The sequence below is a fragment of the Alkalithermobacter thermoalcaliphilus JW-YL-7 = DSM 7308 genome (assembly GCA_001584565.1).
GTDB lineage: Bacteria > Bacillota > Clostridia > Peptostreptococcales > Peptostreptococcaceae > Alkalithermobacter > Alkalithermobacter thermoalcaliphilus.
This window is the reverse complement of record LSFY01000001.1, coordinates 1,379,465-1,393,804: the sequence shown is the minus strand read 5'-3', so window position 1 is coordinate 1,393,804 and position 14,340 is coordinate 1,379,465. Positions and strand designations below refer to the sequence as shown.

Annotated in this window: 14 protein-coding genes; 10 read left to right on the top strand and 4 right to left on the bottom strand. The window is 28.1% G+C overall.

Going from position 1 to position 14,340, the window contains the following annotated elements; all coding sequences use genetic code 11:
• The first annotated feature begins 34 nt into the window (after positions 1-34).
• Both clpP and clpX read left to right on the top strand, forming a co-directional pair.
• Positions 35-619: an ATP-dependent Clp endopeptidase proteolytic subunit ClpP gene (gene clpP / locus JWYL7_RS07270; protein WP_066071098.1), complete on the top strand. Its 585-nt coding sequence runs from the start codon at positions 35-37 to the stop codon at positions 617-619.
• A 40-nt stretch (positions 620-659) separates the two neighbouring features.
• Positions 660-1,919 (top strand): ATP-dependent Clp protease ATP-binding subunit ClpX, encoded by a 1,260-nt coding sequence (gene clpX / locus JWYL7_RS07265; protein ID WP_066071095.1) that lies wholly within the window; start codon positions 660-662, stop codon positions 1,917-1,919.
• A gap of 59 nt (positions 1,920-1,978) precedes the next feature.
• Here the strand turns inward: clpX and JWYL7_RS07260 are convergent, their stop codons facing one another.
• Together JWYL7_RS07260 and JWYL7_RS07255 are read right to left on the bottom strand one after the other, a co-directional pair.
• Entirely contained in the window at positions 1,979-2,518 is a 540-nt protein-coding gene (locus tag JWYL7_RS07260) for a chromate transporter (protein WP_066071091.1), read from the bottom strand.
• Positions 2,497-3,018: a chromate transporter gene (locus tag JWYL7_RS07255; protein WP_066071088.1), complete on the bottom strand. Its 522-nt coding sequence runs from the start codon at positions 3,016-3,018 to the stop codon at positions 2,497-2,499. The genes JWYL7_RS07260 and JWYL7_RS07255 overlap by 22 nt, the downstream gene beginning before the upstream one ends.
• A 176-nt stretch (positions 3,019-3,194) precedes the next feature.
• On the opposite strand from JWYL7_RS07255, the gene lon reads away from it, so the two are divergent.
• From lon to JWYL7_RS07235, 4 genes are all read left to right on the top strand, one after another.
• Positions 3,195-5,543, top strand: coding sequence for an endopeptidase La (lon, locus tag JWYL7_RS07250; protein WP_066071085.1), 2,349 nt, complete (start codon positions 3,195-3,197; stop codon positions 5,541-5,543).
• The gene (gene yihA, locus JWYL7_RS07245; protein WP_066071082.1) at positions 5,533-6,141 is read left to right on the top strand and encodes a ribosome biogenesis GTP-binding protein YihA/YsxC; all 609 of its coding nucleotides are present in this window, start codon (positions 5,533-5,535) and stop codon (positions 6,139-6,141) included. The genes lon and yihA overlap by 11 nt, the downstream gene beginning before the upstream one ends.
• A 119-nt stretch (positions 6,142-6,260) precedes the next feature.
• Positions 6,261-7,379 (top strand): aminopeptidase, encoded by a 1,119-nt coding sequence (locus JWYL7_RS07240; RefSeq protein ID WP_066071079.1) that lies wholly within the window; start codon positions 6,261-6,263, stop codon positions 7,377-7,379.
• Between the two features lie 144 nt (positions 7,380-7,523).
• A complete protein-coding gene (locus JWYL7_RS07235; protein WP_066071076.1) occupies positions 7,524-8,858 on the top strand; it encodes an APC family permease in 1,335 nt (444 codons plus the stop codon).
• Positions 8,859-8,893: 35 nt separating this feature from the next.
• Here the strand turns inward: JWYL7_RS07235 and JWYL7_RS07230 are convergent, their stop codons facing one another.
• Complete coding sequence (locus JWYL7_RS07230) at positions 8,894-9,772, bottom strand: hypothetical protein (RefSeq protein ID WP_066071073.1); 879 nt, start codon at positions 9,770-9,772, stop codon at positions 8,894-8,896.
• 217 nt (positions 9,773-9,989) lie between these two features.
• On the opposite strand from JWYL7_RS07230, the gene JWYL7_RS07225 reads away from it, so the two are divergent.
• The gene (locus tag JWYL7_RS07225) at positions 9,990-11,072 is read left to right on the top strand and encodes a PRK06851 family protein (RefSeq protein WP_066071070.1); all 1,083 of its coding nucleotides are present in this window, start codon (positions 9,990-9,992) and stop codon (positions 11,070-11,072) included.
• A gap of 27 nt (positions 11,073-11,099) precedes the next feature.
• Here JWYL7_RS07225 and JWYL7_RS07220 read toward each other — a convergent pair whose 3' ends face one another.
• Positions 11,100-11,582, bottom strand: coding sequence for a hypothetical protein (locus tag JWYL7_RS07220; RefSeq protein WP_066071067.1), 483 nt, complete (start codon positions 11,580-11,582; stop codon positions 11,100-11,102).
• Between the two features lie 110 nt (positions 11,583-11,692).
• Between JWYL7_RS07220 and JWYL7_RS07215 the strand changes: the two genes are divergently transcribed.
• Genes JWYL7_RS07215 through JWYL7_RS07205 form a run of 3 tightly spaced genes read left to right on the top strand, consistent with a single transcriptional unit; the run spans position 11,693 to position 14,337 of the window.
• A complete protein-coding gene (locus tag JWYL7_RS07215; RefSeq protein ID WP_066071064.1) occupies positions 11,693-12,295 on the top strand; it encodes a hypothetical protein in 603 nt (200 codons plus the stop codon).
• Between the two features lies 1 nt (position 12,296).
• Complete coding sequence (locus tag JWYL7_RS07210; RefSeq protein ID WP_066071062.1) at positions 12,297-12,491, top strand: hypothetical protein; 195 nt, start codon at positions 12,297-12,299, stop codon at positions 12,489-12,491.
• A gap of 46 nt (positions 12,492-12,537) precedes the next feature.
• The gene (locus tag JWYL7_RS07205) at positions 12,538-14,337 is read left to right on the top strand and encodes a heme NO-binding domain-containing protein (RefSeq protein ID WP_066071059.1); all 1,800 of its coding nucleotides are present in this window, start codon (positions 12,538-12,540) and stop codon (positions 14,335-14,337) included.
• The last annotated feature ends 3 nt before the right edge of the window (positions 14,338-14,340 follow it).

The following is a 14,340-nucleotide window of genomic DNA, read 5'->3' as shown; positions in this document are numbered from 1 at the left end:
TATCTGTATAAATAGAAACTAGGAGGGGTAGTTTATGGCTTTAGTACCTATTGTAGTTGAGCAAACAGGAAGAGGAGAAAGGTCTTACGATATATATTCTAGACTCTTAAAGGATAGAATAATATTTTTAGGAGAAGAAATAAACGATACTACAGCAAGCTTAGTAGTAGCTCAACTTTTATTTTTAGAATCAGAAGATCCAGATAAAGATATTTATCTTTATATAAATTCACCAGGTGGGAGCATAACTTCAGGAATGGCTATTTATGATACTATGCAATACATAAAACCAGATGTATCTACAATTTGTATAGGAATGGCAGCTTCAATGGGAGCATTTTTACTTGCAGCAGGAGCAAAAGGAAAAAGATTTGCTCTTCCAAATTCAGAGATAATGATACATCAACCATTAGGTGGAATGAGAGGACAAGCTACAGACATTAAAATACATGCTGAGAGAATTTTAAGAATGAAAGAGAATTTAAACAAAATATTATCAGAAAGAACAGGTCAACCTCTTGAAAAGATAATGGTGGATACAGAAAGAGATTACTTTATGGAAGCTGTTGAGGCAAAAGAATATGGAATTATAGATGAAGTTATTACAAACAGACCATAAGTAAAATTTCTTTCAAAATATATGTCAGAGAGGTGTAAAAATGTCTAGATTTGATGATAAAAAGCATCTTAAGTGTTCGTTCTGTGGCAAAAGTCAAGAGCAAGTTAAAAGATTAATAGCAGGACCAAATGTGTACATATGTGATGAGTGCGTTGACCTTTGTGATGAAATAATAAAAGAAGAGTTTGATGATTCTTTTGATAGAGAAATTACAGAACTTCCTAAACCTAAAGAAATAAAGAAAATACTAGATGAATACGTTATAGGTCAAGAGCAAGCTAAGAAGGCTCTTTCAGTAGCAGTTTATAATCACTATAAAAGAATATTTAGAGCAAATAAAAAGTCTAAAGATGTAGAACTTCAAAAGAGTAATATTTTACTTTTAGGACCTACTGGTTCAGGTAAAACACTTTTAGCTCAAACTATGGCAAAAATTTTAAACGTTCCTTTTGCAATAGCAGATGCTACATCTTTAACAGAAGCTGGATACGTTGGAGAAGATGTAGAAAATATATTACTTAAACTTATTCAGGCTGCAGATTATGATATAGAAAGAGCAGAAAAAGGAATTATATACATAGATGAAATAGATAAAATAGCTAGAAAATCTGATAATCCTTCAATAACAAGAGATGTAAGTGGAGAGGGAGTTCAGCAAGCTTTACTTAAAATATTAGAAGGAACAGTAGCTAATGTTCCACCTCAAGGAGGAAGAAAACATCCTCATCAAGAATTCTTACAAATAGATACTACAAATATCCTGTTTATCGTTGGTGGAGCATTTGATGGTATTCAAAAAATAATTCAAAAAAGAGTAGGGCAAAAATCTTTAGGATTTGGAGCAAAGATAGAAAGTAAGAAAGAGATGAATCTAGGGGAGCTTTATAAACAGGTACAACCAGAAGACCTTTTAAAATTTGGTCTTATACCAGAGTTTATAGGAAGAGTTCCTGTAGTTGTGTCACTAGATTCATTAGATGAAGCTGCTTTAGTAAAAATTCTAAAAGAACCTAAAAATGCTTTGACAAAGCAATATAAAAAGTTATTTGAAATGGATAATGTAGAGCTAGAATTTGAAGATGATGCACTTTTAGAAGTAGCTAAAAAGGCTATAGATAAAAATACAGGTGCTAGAGGATTAAGAAGCATACTAGAGGGTATAATGCTAGATGTAATGTTTGAAATTCCGTCAAGAAATGATATAAGTAAAGTTAAAATTACTAAGGAAACGATAAGAGAAGGAAAAGAACCAATAATTTTACTTAAGGATGGAAATAGCAATTCAGGAGAAAGTGCGTAAAAAAGGGCCTTTAGGCCCTTTTTTATAATACTTAATTTTTCAAAGAAGACTTTTTTATATTAAAAAATTTTGTGCAGTATAGCTGAGATTGATCCACATAACAGTATTACAGATATAGGATGAACTTTTTTGTAAAATAATAAAATAGATGACAATAAAAATATTATCAAAGAATAATAGTCTACTATGCTCTTAGAAAACAAAGAAATTATAGATGAAAGTATCAAACTTATAGTAATAGGCCTTAAAGATTTAAATGCCATTAAAATATATTTGTTTTCTTTATATTTTTCTATTTTAGGAGATATACTACTTATACATATTAATGAAAAAAATATAACTCCAAATGTAGCGAAAAAACTTCCTAAAATTCCTAAATGCTTATAACCTATAAAAGTAGCAGAATTTATTGCTATAGGGCCGGGTGAGGCTTGAGATATAGCTAGAATATCTAAGAATTCTTCAAAAGTTATCAACCCTTTAGATAAAACAAGTTCTCTTTCTATGAATGGAAGCATACTGTATCCTCCACCGAAGCTAAATGCTCCAATTTTAAAAAATGAAAAAAATATATCTATTAAACTTTTGAAAGTATCCATACGCCTAAAAAACCTCCTATTAGAATAACAAATATAGGATTTATATTTAAGAATGATACAGATATAAATGATAAAGCTATAAAAAATATATTAAACTTATTTTTCTCTATTTTTTTTGATAGATTAAAAAACGAATAAATTAATAATGATACAATAACAGGTCTTACTCCGTAGAAAAACCCATTTAAAACATTAGAATCTTTAACTAAGTTGTAGTAATAAGCTAAAATTAGTATAGATATAAAAGATGGAGAAACTATTCCTATAAGACAAATAATAGCTCCTTTTAGTTTATAAAGTTTATATCCCAAAAGCAGTGATAAATTTACTGCAATAGCTCCTGGAAAACTTTGAGCAACTGATATATAGTCTAAAAATTCTTCAGACTTTACTAATTTTTTATTAATTACAAGCTCCTTTTCTATTATAGGAATCATAGCATATCCACCACCAAAAGTAAAAAAACCTATTTTTAAGAAAGTAACAAATAATTCAAGCAATTTTACACCCCCTTGTTTTTAGTTTTATTATATCATTATAAATAGAATCTATAATATTGAAAAAATTTTATGGGAAATATATAATAGTATAAGTATTTTATAACACATAGGAAATTATGAACTTTATCTTTATATACCTAATTTAAAAAAGTAGTCACAATTTAAGGAGTGATTTTATGCAAAGCTATACATTTAAGGAGCATACATTACCGCTTATACCTTTAAGAGGGCTTGCTGTATTTCCATATATGGTTATTCACTTTGATGTAGGAAGAGAAAAGTCTATAAACGCACTAGAAAATGCAATGGTAGATGAGCAATTAATATTTCTAACAACACAAAAAGAAGCAGAAATAGATATACCTACTGTAGATGATTTTTACCATGTAGGAACCATTTGCAAAATAAAGCAAATGCTAAAACTACCTGGAGATACTATAAGAGTATTAGTTGAAGGTATATCAAGAGCAAAAATTAAAGAAGTTATTCAAGAGGATCCATATTACAAAGTAACTATACAAGAAGCTGTATACGATAAAATAGAAATAGATAAAGAATTACAGGCATTAATGAGAACTGTGTTAGATACATTTGAAGAATACATAAATATAGGAAATAAAATATCTCCAGAAATATTATTAGCTTTATCTGATATGGAAGATCCAAATAGATTTGTAGACACTATGTGTGCAAACATACTGCTAAAACCTAGTCAAAAACAAGAAATATTAGAAATATTTGATCCAAAAGAAAGATTAGAAAAAATATATAAGATCCTTTTAGAAGAAATAGAAGTTTTAGAAATAGAAAAAAGAATAAGCATAAGAGTTAAAAAACAGATAAATAAAGTTCAAAAGGAATATTATTTAAGAGAACAACTAAAGGCTATTCAAAGAGAACTAGGAGAAGATGAAGAGACATTAGATGAAATAGAAGAATACAAAAATAAACTTAAAAAACTAAAATTAAAGCCAGAAATAAAAGAAAAAATATCAAAAGAAATAGACAGATTATCTAGAATGTCTCCTTCTTCAGCTGAGGGAGTTGTAGTAAGAAACTATATAGACACTATATTCTCGCTTCCTTGGGATAAAGAAACTAAAGAAAAACTTGATATAAAAGAAGGAAGAAAAATATTAGATGAAGACCACTATGGGCTTGAAAAAGTAAAAGAAAGAATACTAGAGTATCTTGCTATAAGAAAACTTTCTAAATCTATGAAGGGACCTATACTTTGTTTAGTTGGACCTCCAGGAGTAGGTAAAACATCTATAGCAAAATCTATAGCAAGAGCATTAAATAGAAAATTCGTCAGAGTATCACTTGGTGGAGTAAGAGACGAAGCTGAAATAAGAGGTCATAGAAGAACTTATGTAGGAGCTATACCTGGAAGAATAATAAATGCAATAAAAGAAGTAGGAAGTAAAAACCCTGTATTATTATTTGATGAAATAGATAAAATGGCATCAGATTTTAGAGGAGATCCTGCTTCTGCAATGCTTGAAGTTTTAGATCCAGAACAAAATAAAGAATTTACTGATCATTACTTAGAAATACCATTTGATTTATCTAAAGTTTTATTCGTAACTACTGCAAATAGCTTAAGTACTATACCAAGACCACTTCTTGATAGAATGGAAGTTATAGATATATCAGGATATACTGAAGAAGAAAAAGTTAAAATAGCAACAAGATATCTTCTTCCTAAGCAAATAAAAGAGCATGGATTAAAAGAAGATTTTCTAAAAATAAGTGAAGAAACAATAAAAGACATAATATCTTACTATACAAGAGAATCAGGAGTTAGAAATTTAGAAAGAAAAATAGGACAGGTATGCAGAAAAGCAGCTACAAGATATGTAGAAAATCCAAATCTAAAAATGATAAGAATAAATAAATCAAATCTTGAAAAATATCTTGGAAAACCTATATTTAAGTTCCAGTTAGCAAAAGAAAAACCAGAAATAGGTATAGTAACAGGACTTGCTTGGACTCCTGTTGGTGGAGATACTCTTTCAATAGAAGTTACTTGTATGAAGGGAACTGGAAAACTTGTATTGACAGGTCAGTTGGGAGATGTTATGAAAGAGTCTGCTCAAGCAGGAATATCTTATATAAGATCTAATTGCAACAAATACGATATAGATCCAAATTTCTATAAGGAAATGGATATACACATTCACATTCCAGAGGGAGCAATACCAAAAGATGGTCCTTCAGCTGGTATAACTATGTGTAGTGCTGTTATTTCAGCTTTATCACAAATTCCAGCTAATAATCTAGTAGCAATGACAGGTGAAGTTACTTTAAGAGGTAGAGTTTTAGCTGTTGGAGGAATAAAAGAAAAAGTTTTAGCTGCATATAGAGCAGGAATTAAAAAAGTTTTACTTCCTGAAGAAAATAAAAGAGATTTAGAAGAAATACCTGAGAATGTAAGGAAAAATATGGAATTTGTGTTAGTAGAGAGCATGGACCAAGTATTAGAACATGTATTAGTTAGGAATGGTGAAAAAAATGAAAATTAGACATGCACAACTAGTTGTAAGTGCTATAAATAAAGATCAATATCCAAATGAAGGTATGCCAGAGATTGCATTTGTAGGAAGATCAAATGTAGGAAAATCATCAACTATAAATTCTCTTTTAAATAGAAAATCATTTGCAAGAGTAAGCCAAACACCGGGAAAAACCAGAACAATAAATTTTTATCAAATCAACAAAGAGTTTTACTTTGTTGATTTGCCTGGGTATGGATATGCTAAGGTATCAAAGACAGAACAAGCTCAATGGGGAGCAATAATGGAGAGGTATTTAAAAGATAGAAAAGAGCTTTGTAATATATTTTTACTTGTAGATATAAGGCATGAACCAACAGATCAAGACAAACAAATGTATGACTGGATAAAATACTATGGATATGATTGTACGATTATAGCAACAAAATCAGATAAAATATCTAGAGGACATTATCAAAAGCATTTTTCTATGATAAGAAAAAAACTTAATCTATCAGATGAAAAAATAATACCTATATCATCTTTAAAGAAAACTGGCATACAAGAGCTTTGGGAAGAAATAATAGATATATATACAAAAAATGGATATACAATAACTGTTGAATAGACCTTTAAGGTCTATTTTTTTGGTTTGTCTTGTTTAAATTTTTTTAAAATTCTTTACATTCTTAAATATGTATAATATATTATACATATAAAAAAAATTATACGAAGGGAGAATAAAAGGTGTTAGATCCAAGAGTAACTCAATTAGCAAAAAACCTTATAAACTATTCTGTAGAACTAAAAGAAGGTGAAAAGATACTAATTGATGTTTTAGGGCTAGAGCTTCCATTAGTTAAAGAGCTAATAAAAGAAGCTTATAACGTTGGAGCATATCCATTCGTTTCTATAAAGGATTATAAGATTTTAAGAGAATTACTAAAGGGAGCTTCTAGAGAACAATATAAGTACATAGCAAAGTATGAATTAGAAAGAATGAAAGATATGGATGCTTACATAGCGATAAGAGCAGGGGATAACATAACAGAGCTTTCAGACGTTCCACAAGAAAAAATGAAAATATATATGGAAGAGTTTGTAGGACCTGTTCATATAAAAGAAAGAGTAGAAAACACTAAATGGTGCATATTAAGGTGGCCAAATGATGCTATGGCTCAATCAGCAGGAACTAGTACAGAAGCATTTGAAGATTTTTATTTTAATGTATGCAATTTAGATTATTCAAAAATGTCAAAAGCTATGGATAAGTTAGTTGATTTGATGGAAAGAACTGATAAAGTAAGAATTGTAGGACCAGGAACAGATCTTTCTTTTTCCATAAAAGGGATTTCAGTTGTAAAATGTGACGGTAAAATGAATATACCAGATGGAGAAGTATATACAGCTCCTGTGAAAGATTCAGTAAATGGAAAACTATCATATAATGCTCCTGCTGTATACAATGGGTTTACATTTGAAAATATAGTATTAGAATTTAAAGATGGAAAGATAATAAAAGCAACAGCTAATGATACAGAAAGAATAAATAAAATATTTGATACTGATGAAGGTGCAAGATATATAGGTGAATTTGCCATAGGGGTTAACCCATATATAGAAAAACCTATGAAAGATACATTGTTTGATGAAAAAATAAAGGGAAGTTTTCATTTTACTCCAGGAAATAGCTATAAAGATGCTTACAATGGAAATAATTCTTCTATTCATTGGGATTTAGTTTGCATTCAAACTCCAGAATTTGGAGGAGGAGAAATTTATTTTGATGATGTATTAATTAGAAAAGATGGAGAATTTGTGATAGATGATCTAAAAGAACTAAATCCTGAAAACCTTAAAAAATAGAGGAACTCTCCTCTATTTTTTAAGGTCAAGAAAACGTTATCAAAAACTATTAAAAATTAGTTGATTTAATTTTCTGATGATGTTAAAATAAATCAGGCTACTAAAACAGACAAAATATTAATATTTTCGACAAGGAGGACAAAAATGGAAAATAAAGAGCTAAAAAAAGATATAGGGTTTGTAACTGCTATATCTTTGGTTGTTGGTATGGTTATAGGCTCTGGAGTATTCTTTAAGCCTACAGATGTATTTAGTGCAACTAAAGCCCCTGGACTAGGTATAATAGCTTGGATATTAGGAGGGGTTATATCTATAGCAGCAGGTCTTACAGCTGCTGAAGTTTCTGCAAGTATAACAAAACCAGGTGGAATGATGACTTATCTTAAAGAAACTTATGGAGATATTTGGGGATACATGCTTGGATGGGCTCAAACAATAGTGTATTTCCCAGCTGTAATAGCAGCTCTTGGTATTATATTTGCAACTCAGGCAGTTAGCTTATTAGGAATAAATGATACATTAATAATACCTATAGCAATGATAACTATAATATTTTTAGTATTTATGAATTCATTAGGATCAAAGACAGGTGGAATCATTCAAACAATTTCTACAATAGGAAAGTTAATACCATTATTTGCAATAATAATTATAGGATTTACAAATGGTGATGGAACATCTGCAAGATTATTTCCAATAGTATCTAAGGAGCATAACTTCGTTACAGCACTTGGATCGGCACTTGTAGCTACAATGTTTGCTTATGATGGTTGGATAATGGTTGGAAATATAGCATCAGAAATGAAAAATCCAGGAAAAGACTTGCCTAAAGCTATAGTTGGTGGATTATCTTTAGTAATGGGAGTTTATGTTCTTATAAATATAGCATACCTTTATGTTCTTCCAGCAGATGTATTAGCAGCAACATCTACACCAGCTGCAGATGTTGCAAAAGTTATATTTGGTTCATCTGGTGGTAAAGTTATAACTATAGGTATATTAGTATCTATATTTGGAGCGTTAAATGGATATATACTAACAGGGCCAAGAGTTCCTTATGCTTTAGCACTTGAAAATAAATTACCTGGTAGTGAATGGTTGTCTAAACTACATCCAAGATTAGAAACACCAGTAAATGCAAGTATATGTCTTACACTACTTTCAATGGTTTATGCACTTTCAGGACAATTTGGAATGTTAACAGACTTATTAACATTTATAATATGGATATTCTATGTTATGACTTTTGTTGCAGTATTTGTTCTTAGAAAAAATAGACCAGAATTAAAAAGACCTTATAAAGTTCCTTTATATCCAGTAGTGCCTATGATAGCAATACTTGGAGGATTATATATCATAGTAAATACATTATTAACTCAGCCATTATATGCAGGATTAAGCTTAGGAGTTACTCTATTAGGACTTCCTGTTTATAATGCAAGAAAATCTAAATTTAAACAATTACAAGAAAATCAATAAGGAAAAACCGTCATCACAGTGTGATGACGGTTTTTTTATTGTAATGTATAACTGTAAGTTATGTATTGATCTGTATTCCAAGGTGTATAAAAAGAGATAGTAATTTTATTTAAATCGTTATTTTGGATATATTTTTTAGATTCTGAATTAGATTTTAATTTTTCATATAAAGATTCACTTATGTTTTGTAGATTATTTAAAATAGCGCTTTGGCTGTTCTTTTCATAAATGTCATATATGGGAATTTCTATATATAATTCTTTCGTGTTGGCAATAATTCCAAACTTTCTTAGTATAAAATTTTTATTTTCATGTACAAAATTATATACTATAGTTTGAGTTTCTAATTCTTCTGTAGATTGCTCTATATTAGCAATTTCAGATAAAAAAGTTTGACCTGTTGTGTATTCATAATTTGACATATTCTTGTTATCTATAAAATTAGTATAAAGTGTATTTAATTTTAAAAATCCATAAGTATCATTAATACATAACTGGAATATCTCTTTATTAATTTCATTTGATATATTTTCAGCCTCTTCTCTACTCATGTTTTCATGATTAATAGATAATTCAAGACTGATAAACAAATTATTAAATTGTTTTTTGTTTTGGTTTTCATACATCAATAGATTATCTTCATAAATATCTATTGTAATTAAATCTAGTAGTTTTTTATTATTAACATAATCTGCTATTTTTCCTTCAAAATAGTTACCTACATAATCCATAGGTATAGAATCTATTTTTTTCATCAGCTTTATTTGTTCAGATTGAGGTAATTTTCGAAAATCTGATAGATTTGGAAGGCCTTTAAAATCATCAGAGTCTTTTATATCTGTTTTATAATTTATACTGAAGATAAACAAAAGTAAAAGAAACATGAAAAATATAATTTTTGCTGTACTTTTCAAAAACAACTCCCCCCTTTATACATATATTTACAAATATTATATATTAATATACAATATTTGTAAATATATGTATTGTTTGTAAATAAGATCTTGAATCAAGAAAACTATGGTTGTTAAAGGTCAATCTTAAAGGATTTTGATACAAGCACATAATATAGCACACTCTAATACTATGAAATTAAGGAAAAATATTCAAGTATAAGAGGAGCTGATTGTAATGAGTGGCAAAGTTAAAAAAGTATTTCCAGGAGGAAATACATCAGAAGGCTTTTTTTCATTTTATGATTATATGATCGACAAAGATACTGCAAACAGAATATTTGTAATAAAAGGTGGGCCAGGAGTTGGAAAATCCTCGATGATGAAAAGAATAGGTCAGGAATTTGCTAAAAGAGGATATGATGTAGAGCTTCACTTTTGCTCATCAGATAACAATTCAATAGATGGAGTAGTAATACCTAAACTAAAAGTAGCACTAGTTGATGGAACGGCGCCTCATGTGATAGATCCTAAAAACCCTGGGGCTGTAGATGAAATAATAAATTTAGGGGAATATTGGGACCAAGATAAAATGGAACAGGTAAAAGAAGATGTATTAAAAACAACTAAACAAGTAAGTAGATATTTTTTAAGAGCGTATAAATTTTTACAATCTTGTAGACCAATAGTGCTAGATATACAAGAAAAATATAAAGAAGCAATGGATTATGGAAAAGTTAATTTTGAAACATCTAAACTAATAGAAGAAGTATTTGAAAACGTACCTTATAGATTAAAATTTGGAAAAGCAAGACATTTATTTGGAAGTGCAATAACTCCAAATGGACACGTAGAAATTACAGAATCTATATTACAGGGAATAGATAAGATATATTATATAAAAGGGGAAGTAGGAACAGGAAAATCTACTTTATTAGAAAGAATATATAATCAAGCACTATTAAGAGGAATAGATGTTGAAGTTTATCATGCGCCTTTAATTCCTCAAAAGTTAGAAACGGTTGTTATAGAAAGTTTAAAAGTTGCCTTTACAACAAGCAATTTATTCAAAGAAAATAACTATAAGACTATAGATTTAAATGAATATCTAGATAAAAATATAATCAAAAAATATGAAGAAGAAATAGAATACGACAAGAAAATACTCAATGAATTATTTAATAAAGGAATTGAAAATGTTAAAAATGCGAAAAAAGAACACGATGTATTAGAAAAATATTATGTTTCAAATATGGATTTTGAGGGTATAGAAAAATTAAGATACGATATAGTTGAAAGAATATTAAAATATGCAAAATAATATAAGAGACCTTTAAAGGTCTCTTATTTAAATAGAATCAGGATCTTTTTTGAAATAAACCCTTTTACTTTTTTCTTTAAACTCTTTTACAAGATTTTCTATTTTACTAATTTCATCTTTAAGATCATCAAATATTTCGTGAGGAACGTTGTAGTATAAGTACAAATCTTCAAAGTGTTTAAGTGATTCATTAAATCCTTTGTGAATTTCAATAAACTTTTCAAACATGCTAGATTTAGCAGCATTTCTGAATTGATCTACATCAAACTTTATCACCTGAATGAGTTCATCTTTAGTAGAAAAAGTTCCAAGAATCATAGGATATGGAGAAATTCTCTGAAGAAAATAATTGTCAGTATTGTTTATATGATAAACGTATTCTATTGAGGTTTGTTTTACATCAAATTTTACATATACCATAATTCCTCTAATAGCTTCTACATGGGCTCCCATTTGATTTAGCAGCATTTCGTGTTGACTCATTTCAGTTTTTAGATAGGTAAATTTCATATAAATCCCTCCATGTATGTATAAAAAGCGATAGTTTAATCTATATATCTATTATATTCCAAATTTTATTTCTTTCATATAAATTTTAACAAATAAAGGGGATGATTAAATTGAACGATATTCTATATGAAATAGAAAGACTCATAAAAGTAATAAAAGATATAAATAAGATAGAGCGAAAAATAAAATATATAAAGCGAAAAAATCTAAAAAAAGGTGAATACAGCTTAGCCGAAAAAATTATAGGATTTATATTAGTATTATTAAATATATTTGGTATATTAATCTTTTTTACAAATAGTAAAATGTTTATAGGAATAGATCTTGTACAGATATTTTTTTATAGTAACAATATTGTGTTAACTATTTTAATAATAATTTTAGTAGTTTTTTCGTCTATTGAAATTACTATATTCATGATAGAATACATAGGATTTAAACATATAAGAGATGAGATGAGAATTAGAAGATGGGAAAAAAAGTATAAATATAAATTAGAGTATATGAAAAATAAAAAAAATGAGCAAATCAAATTTTTAAAATCTGACAAAATTCCGCAAGATTACGTAAATATAAAGATGTTGTATTTTTTAAAATACAATATAAAACTCGAAAATTTAAAAAATGGAAAGAAAATTGTAGAAGCATATAAATACAATGTGATAAAATATTTATGGGTTAATATTTTGATTTTAAGAAATAGAGGTAGATAAAATGGTTTTTTTATTATCAATAGTAAATATAATTATAATTTTAGTCATGATAATAATACCAGTTTCAGCAGGATATTTTGTTATAAATTACTTAAAAAACAAAGAAGAAAGCAGGGATGAAATTTTAGGAAGAATTATAATGTTAGAAAAAAGGGTAAAAGAAATTGAAGATTATATAAATGATTCCGAAATATAAATAGGGGTATATTTATACAAAAAGCAAAATAGGGAGGAACATATATATGAAAGGTACAGTTGTTTCTACATGGCTTAAAACTTGTAGAAAATTGTATGGGGAAGATATAGTAGATAAAGCTATGGAAAGTGCAGGTATGTCTAAAGACAGAGTATTTTCCCCTATTGAAGATGTAAGTGATGATTTGATCAATAATATTGTTTTAAAAATATCAAACATTAAAAATATTAAGGTAACAGACCTTTGGAGAGAAATAGGAAAAGATAATATAATTACTTTTACAAGTGATTATCCTGCATTTTTTAGACATGATAATTTGTACCACTTTTTAAAGTCTATGAACGATGTTCATAAAATAGTTGTTAAAAGAATTCCAGGTTCAAAACCTCCAATACTAGATGTTGAAGTTATATCAAATGATGAGATAATTTTTACTTATAAATCAAAAAGAGGAATGTTTGATTACTTTTTAGGATTACTTGATGGTGCTGCAAAATACTACAATGAAAAAATAGATGTAAATGAAATTTCAAGGACAAGTGATGAGCTAAAAATAAAAATCAAGTTTGACAAAAATATATATAATAAGCAAACCTTTATTTTAAACAAAATGTTATCATTCTCAATCATAAAAAGTTTAGATATTAAAATAGCTATTTTATCTGTTTTATTATTTATATTAATAAGTATTCCAATTAGCTTTTTACCTAAACAAATATCAAGTTTTATATATCCTTTAGTAGTATTTATGTCTACGTTTTTATCTTCTAAAATGTTAAATAAACCTATCAATTTTATTATAGATCAAATACAAATGATAAAAGATAGAAACTACATAAATAATAATAAATTAGTAACATGTGATATTTATGAAAAATTAAATGAAATGCTAGAAGAATACAAAGATATTATAAGAAAAGATTTTGTTGGATTTAAGGGATTAACAGATGAAATGAATACATTCAGCAGTGTATTAAATCAAATATCTAACAAAATGGGATACACATCAGAAGAAATATCTAATGTTGTAGAACAAGTTGCAACAGCAGCTATTAATCAGGCAAATGAAACTGAAAGTGCAGTCTATCTTTTAAATCAAAATATAGATTCTATAAAAGAAGTTGCAAGAGTTGAAAATGAAAACAAAGAAGATCTTGAAAAATCTGTTAAAAGAATACAAAAAAGTTATGAAAATATGAAAGTTACTGCAGATAAACTAAATGATATACTGTTAAATTTTGAACAAGTAAAAGAAAACAGCATAGAGCTTCAGCAAAAAGGAAAGAACATAACAGATATAGTTTCTTTGGTATCTTCAATTGCATACCAAACAAATCTTTTAGCACTAAATGCATCGATAGAGGCAGCACGTGCTGGAGAAATGGGAAGGGGCTTTGCTGTTGTTGCTGAAGAGGTTAGAAAGTTAGCAGAGCAATCTCAAAAGGCTGTTGAAGATATAAATGGAAATTTAACAGAATTTATATCTGAAATTGACTCTTTAGTAGGATCTGTTGAAGAACAGTTTGAAGTTTTAAGAGAAGAAAATGATAAAATAAAAGGGGCAGTTGATGAAAGTAGCATAGCAAATGATACAATAAAACAAGTAGCTAATAAAATGATAGAAACAACTTCAAGACTTCAACAAGAGACAAATTCTATAGCATCTGTATATGAAAATATAGAATCATTAGCTGCAATAGCTGAGGAAAATTCAGCTTCATCTGAGGAAGTAAGCTCAAGTGTTACAACTTATGCAGAGGAAATTAAAAAGCTTACAAATAGCATAGCAGACTTTAAGAAAATAGCTGAAGATTTTGCAAAAGATATAGATATATATAGAATTTAAGGA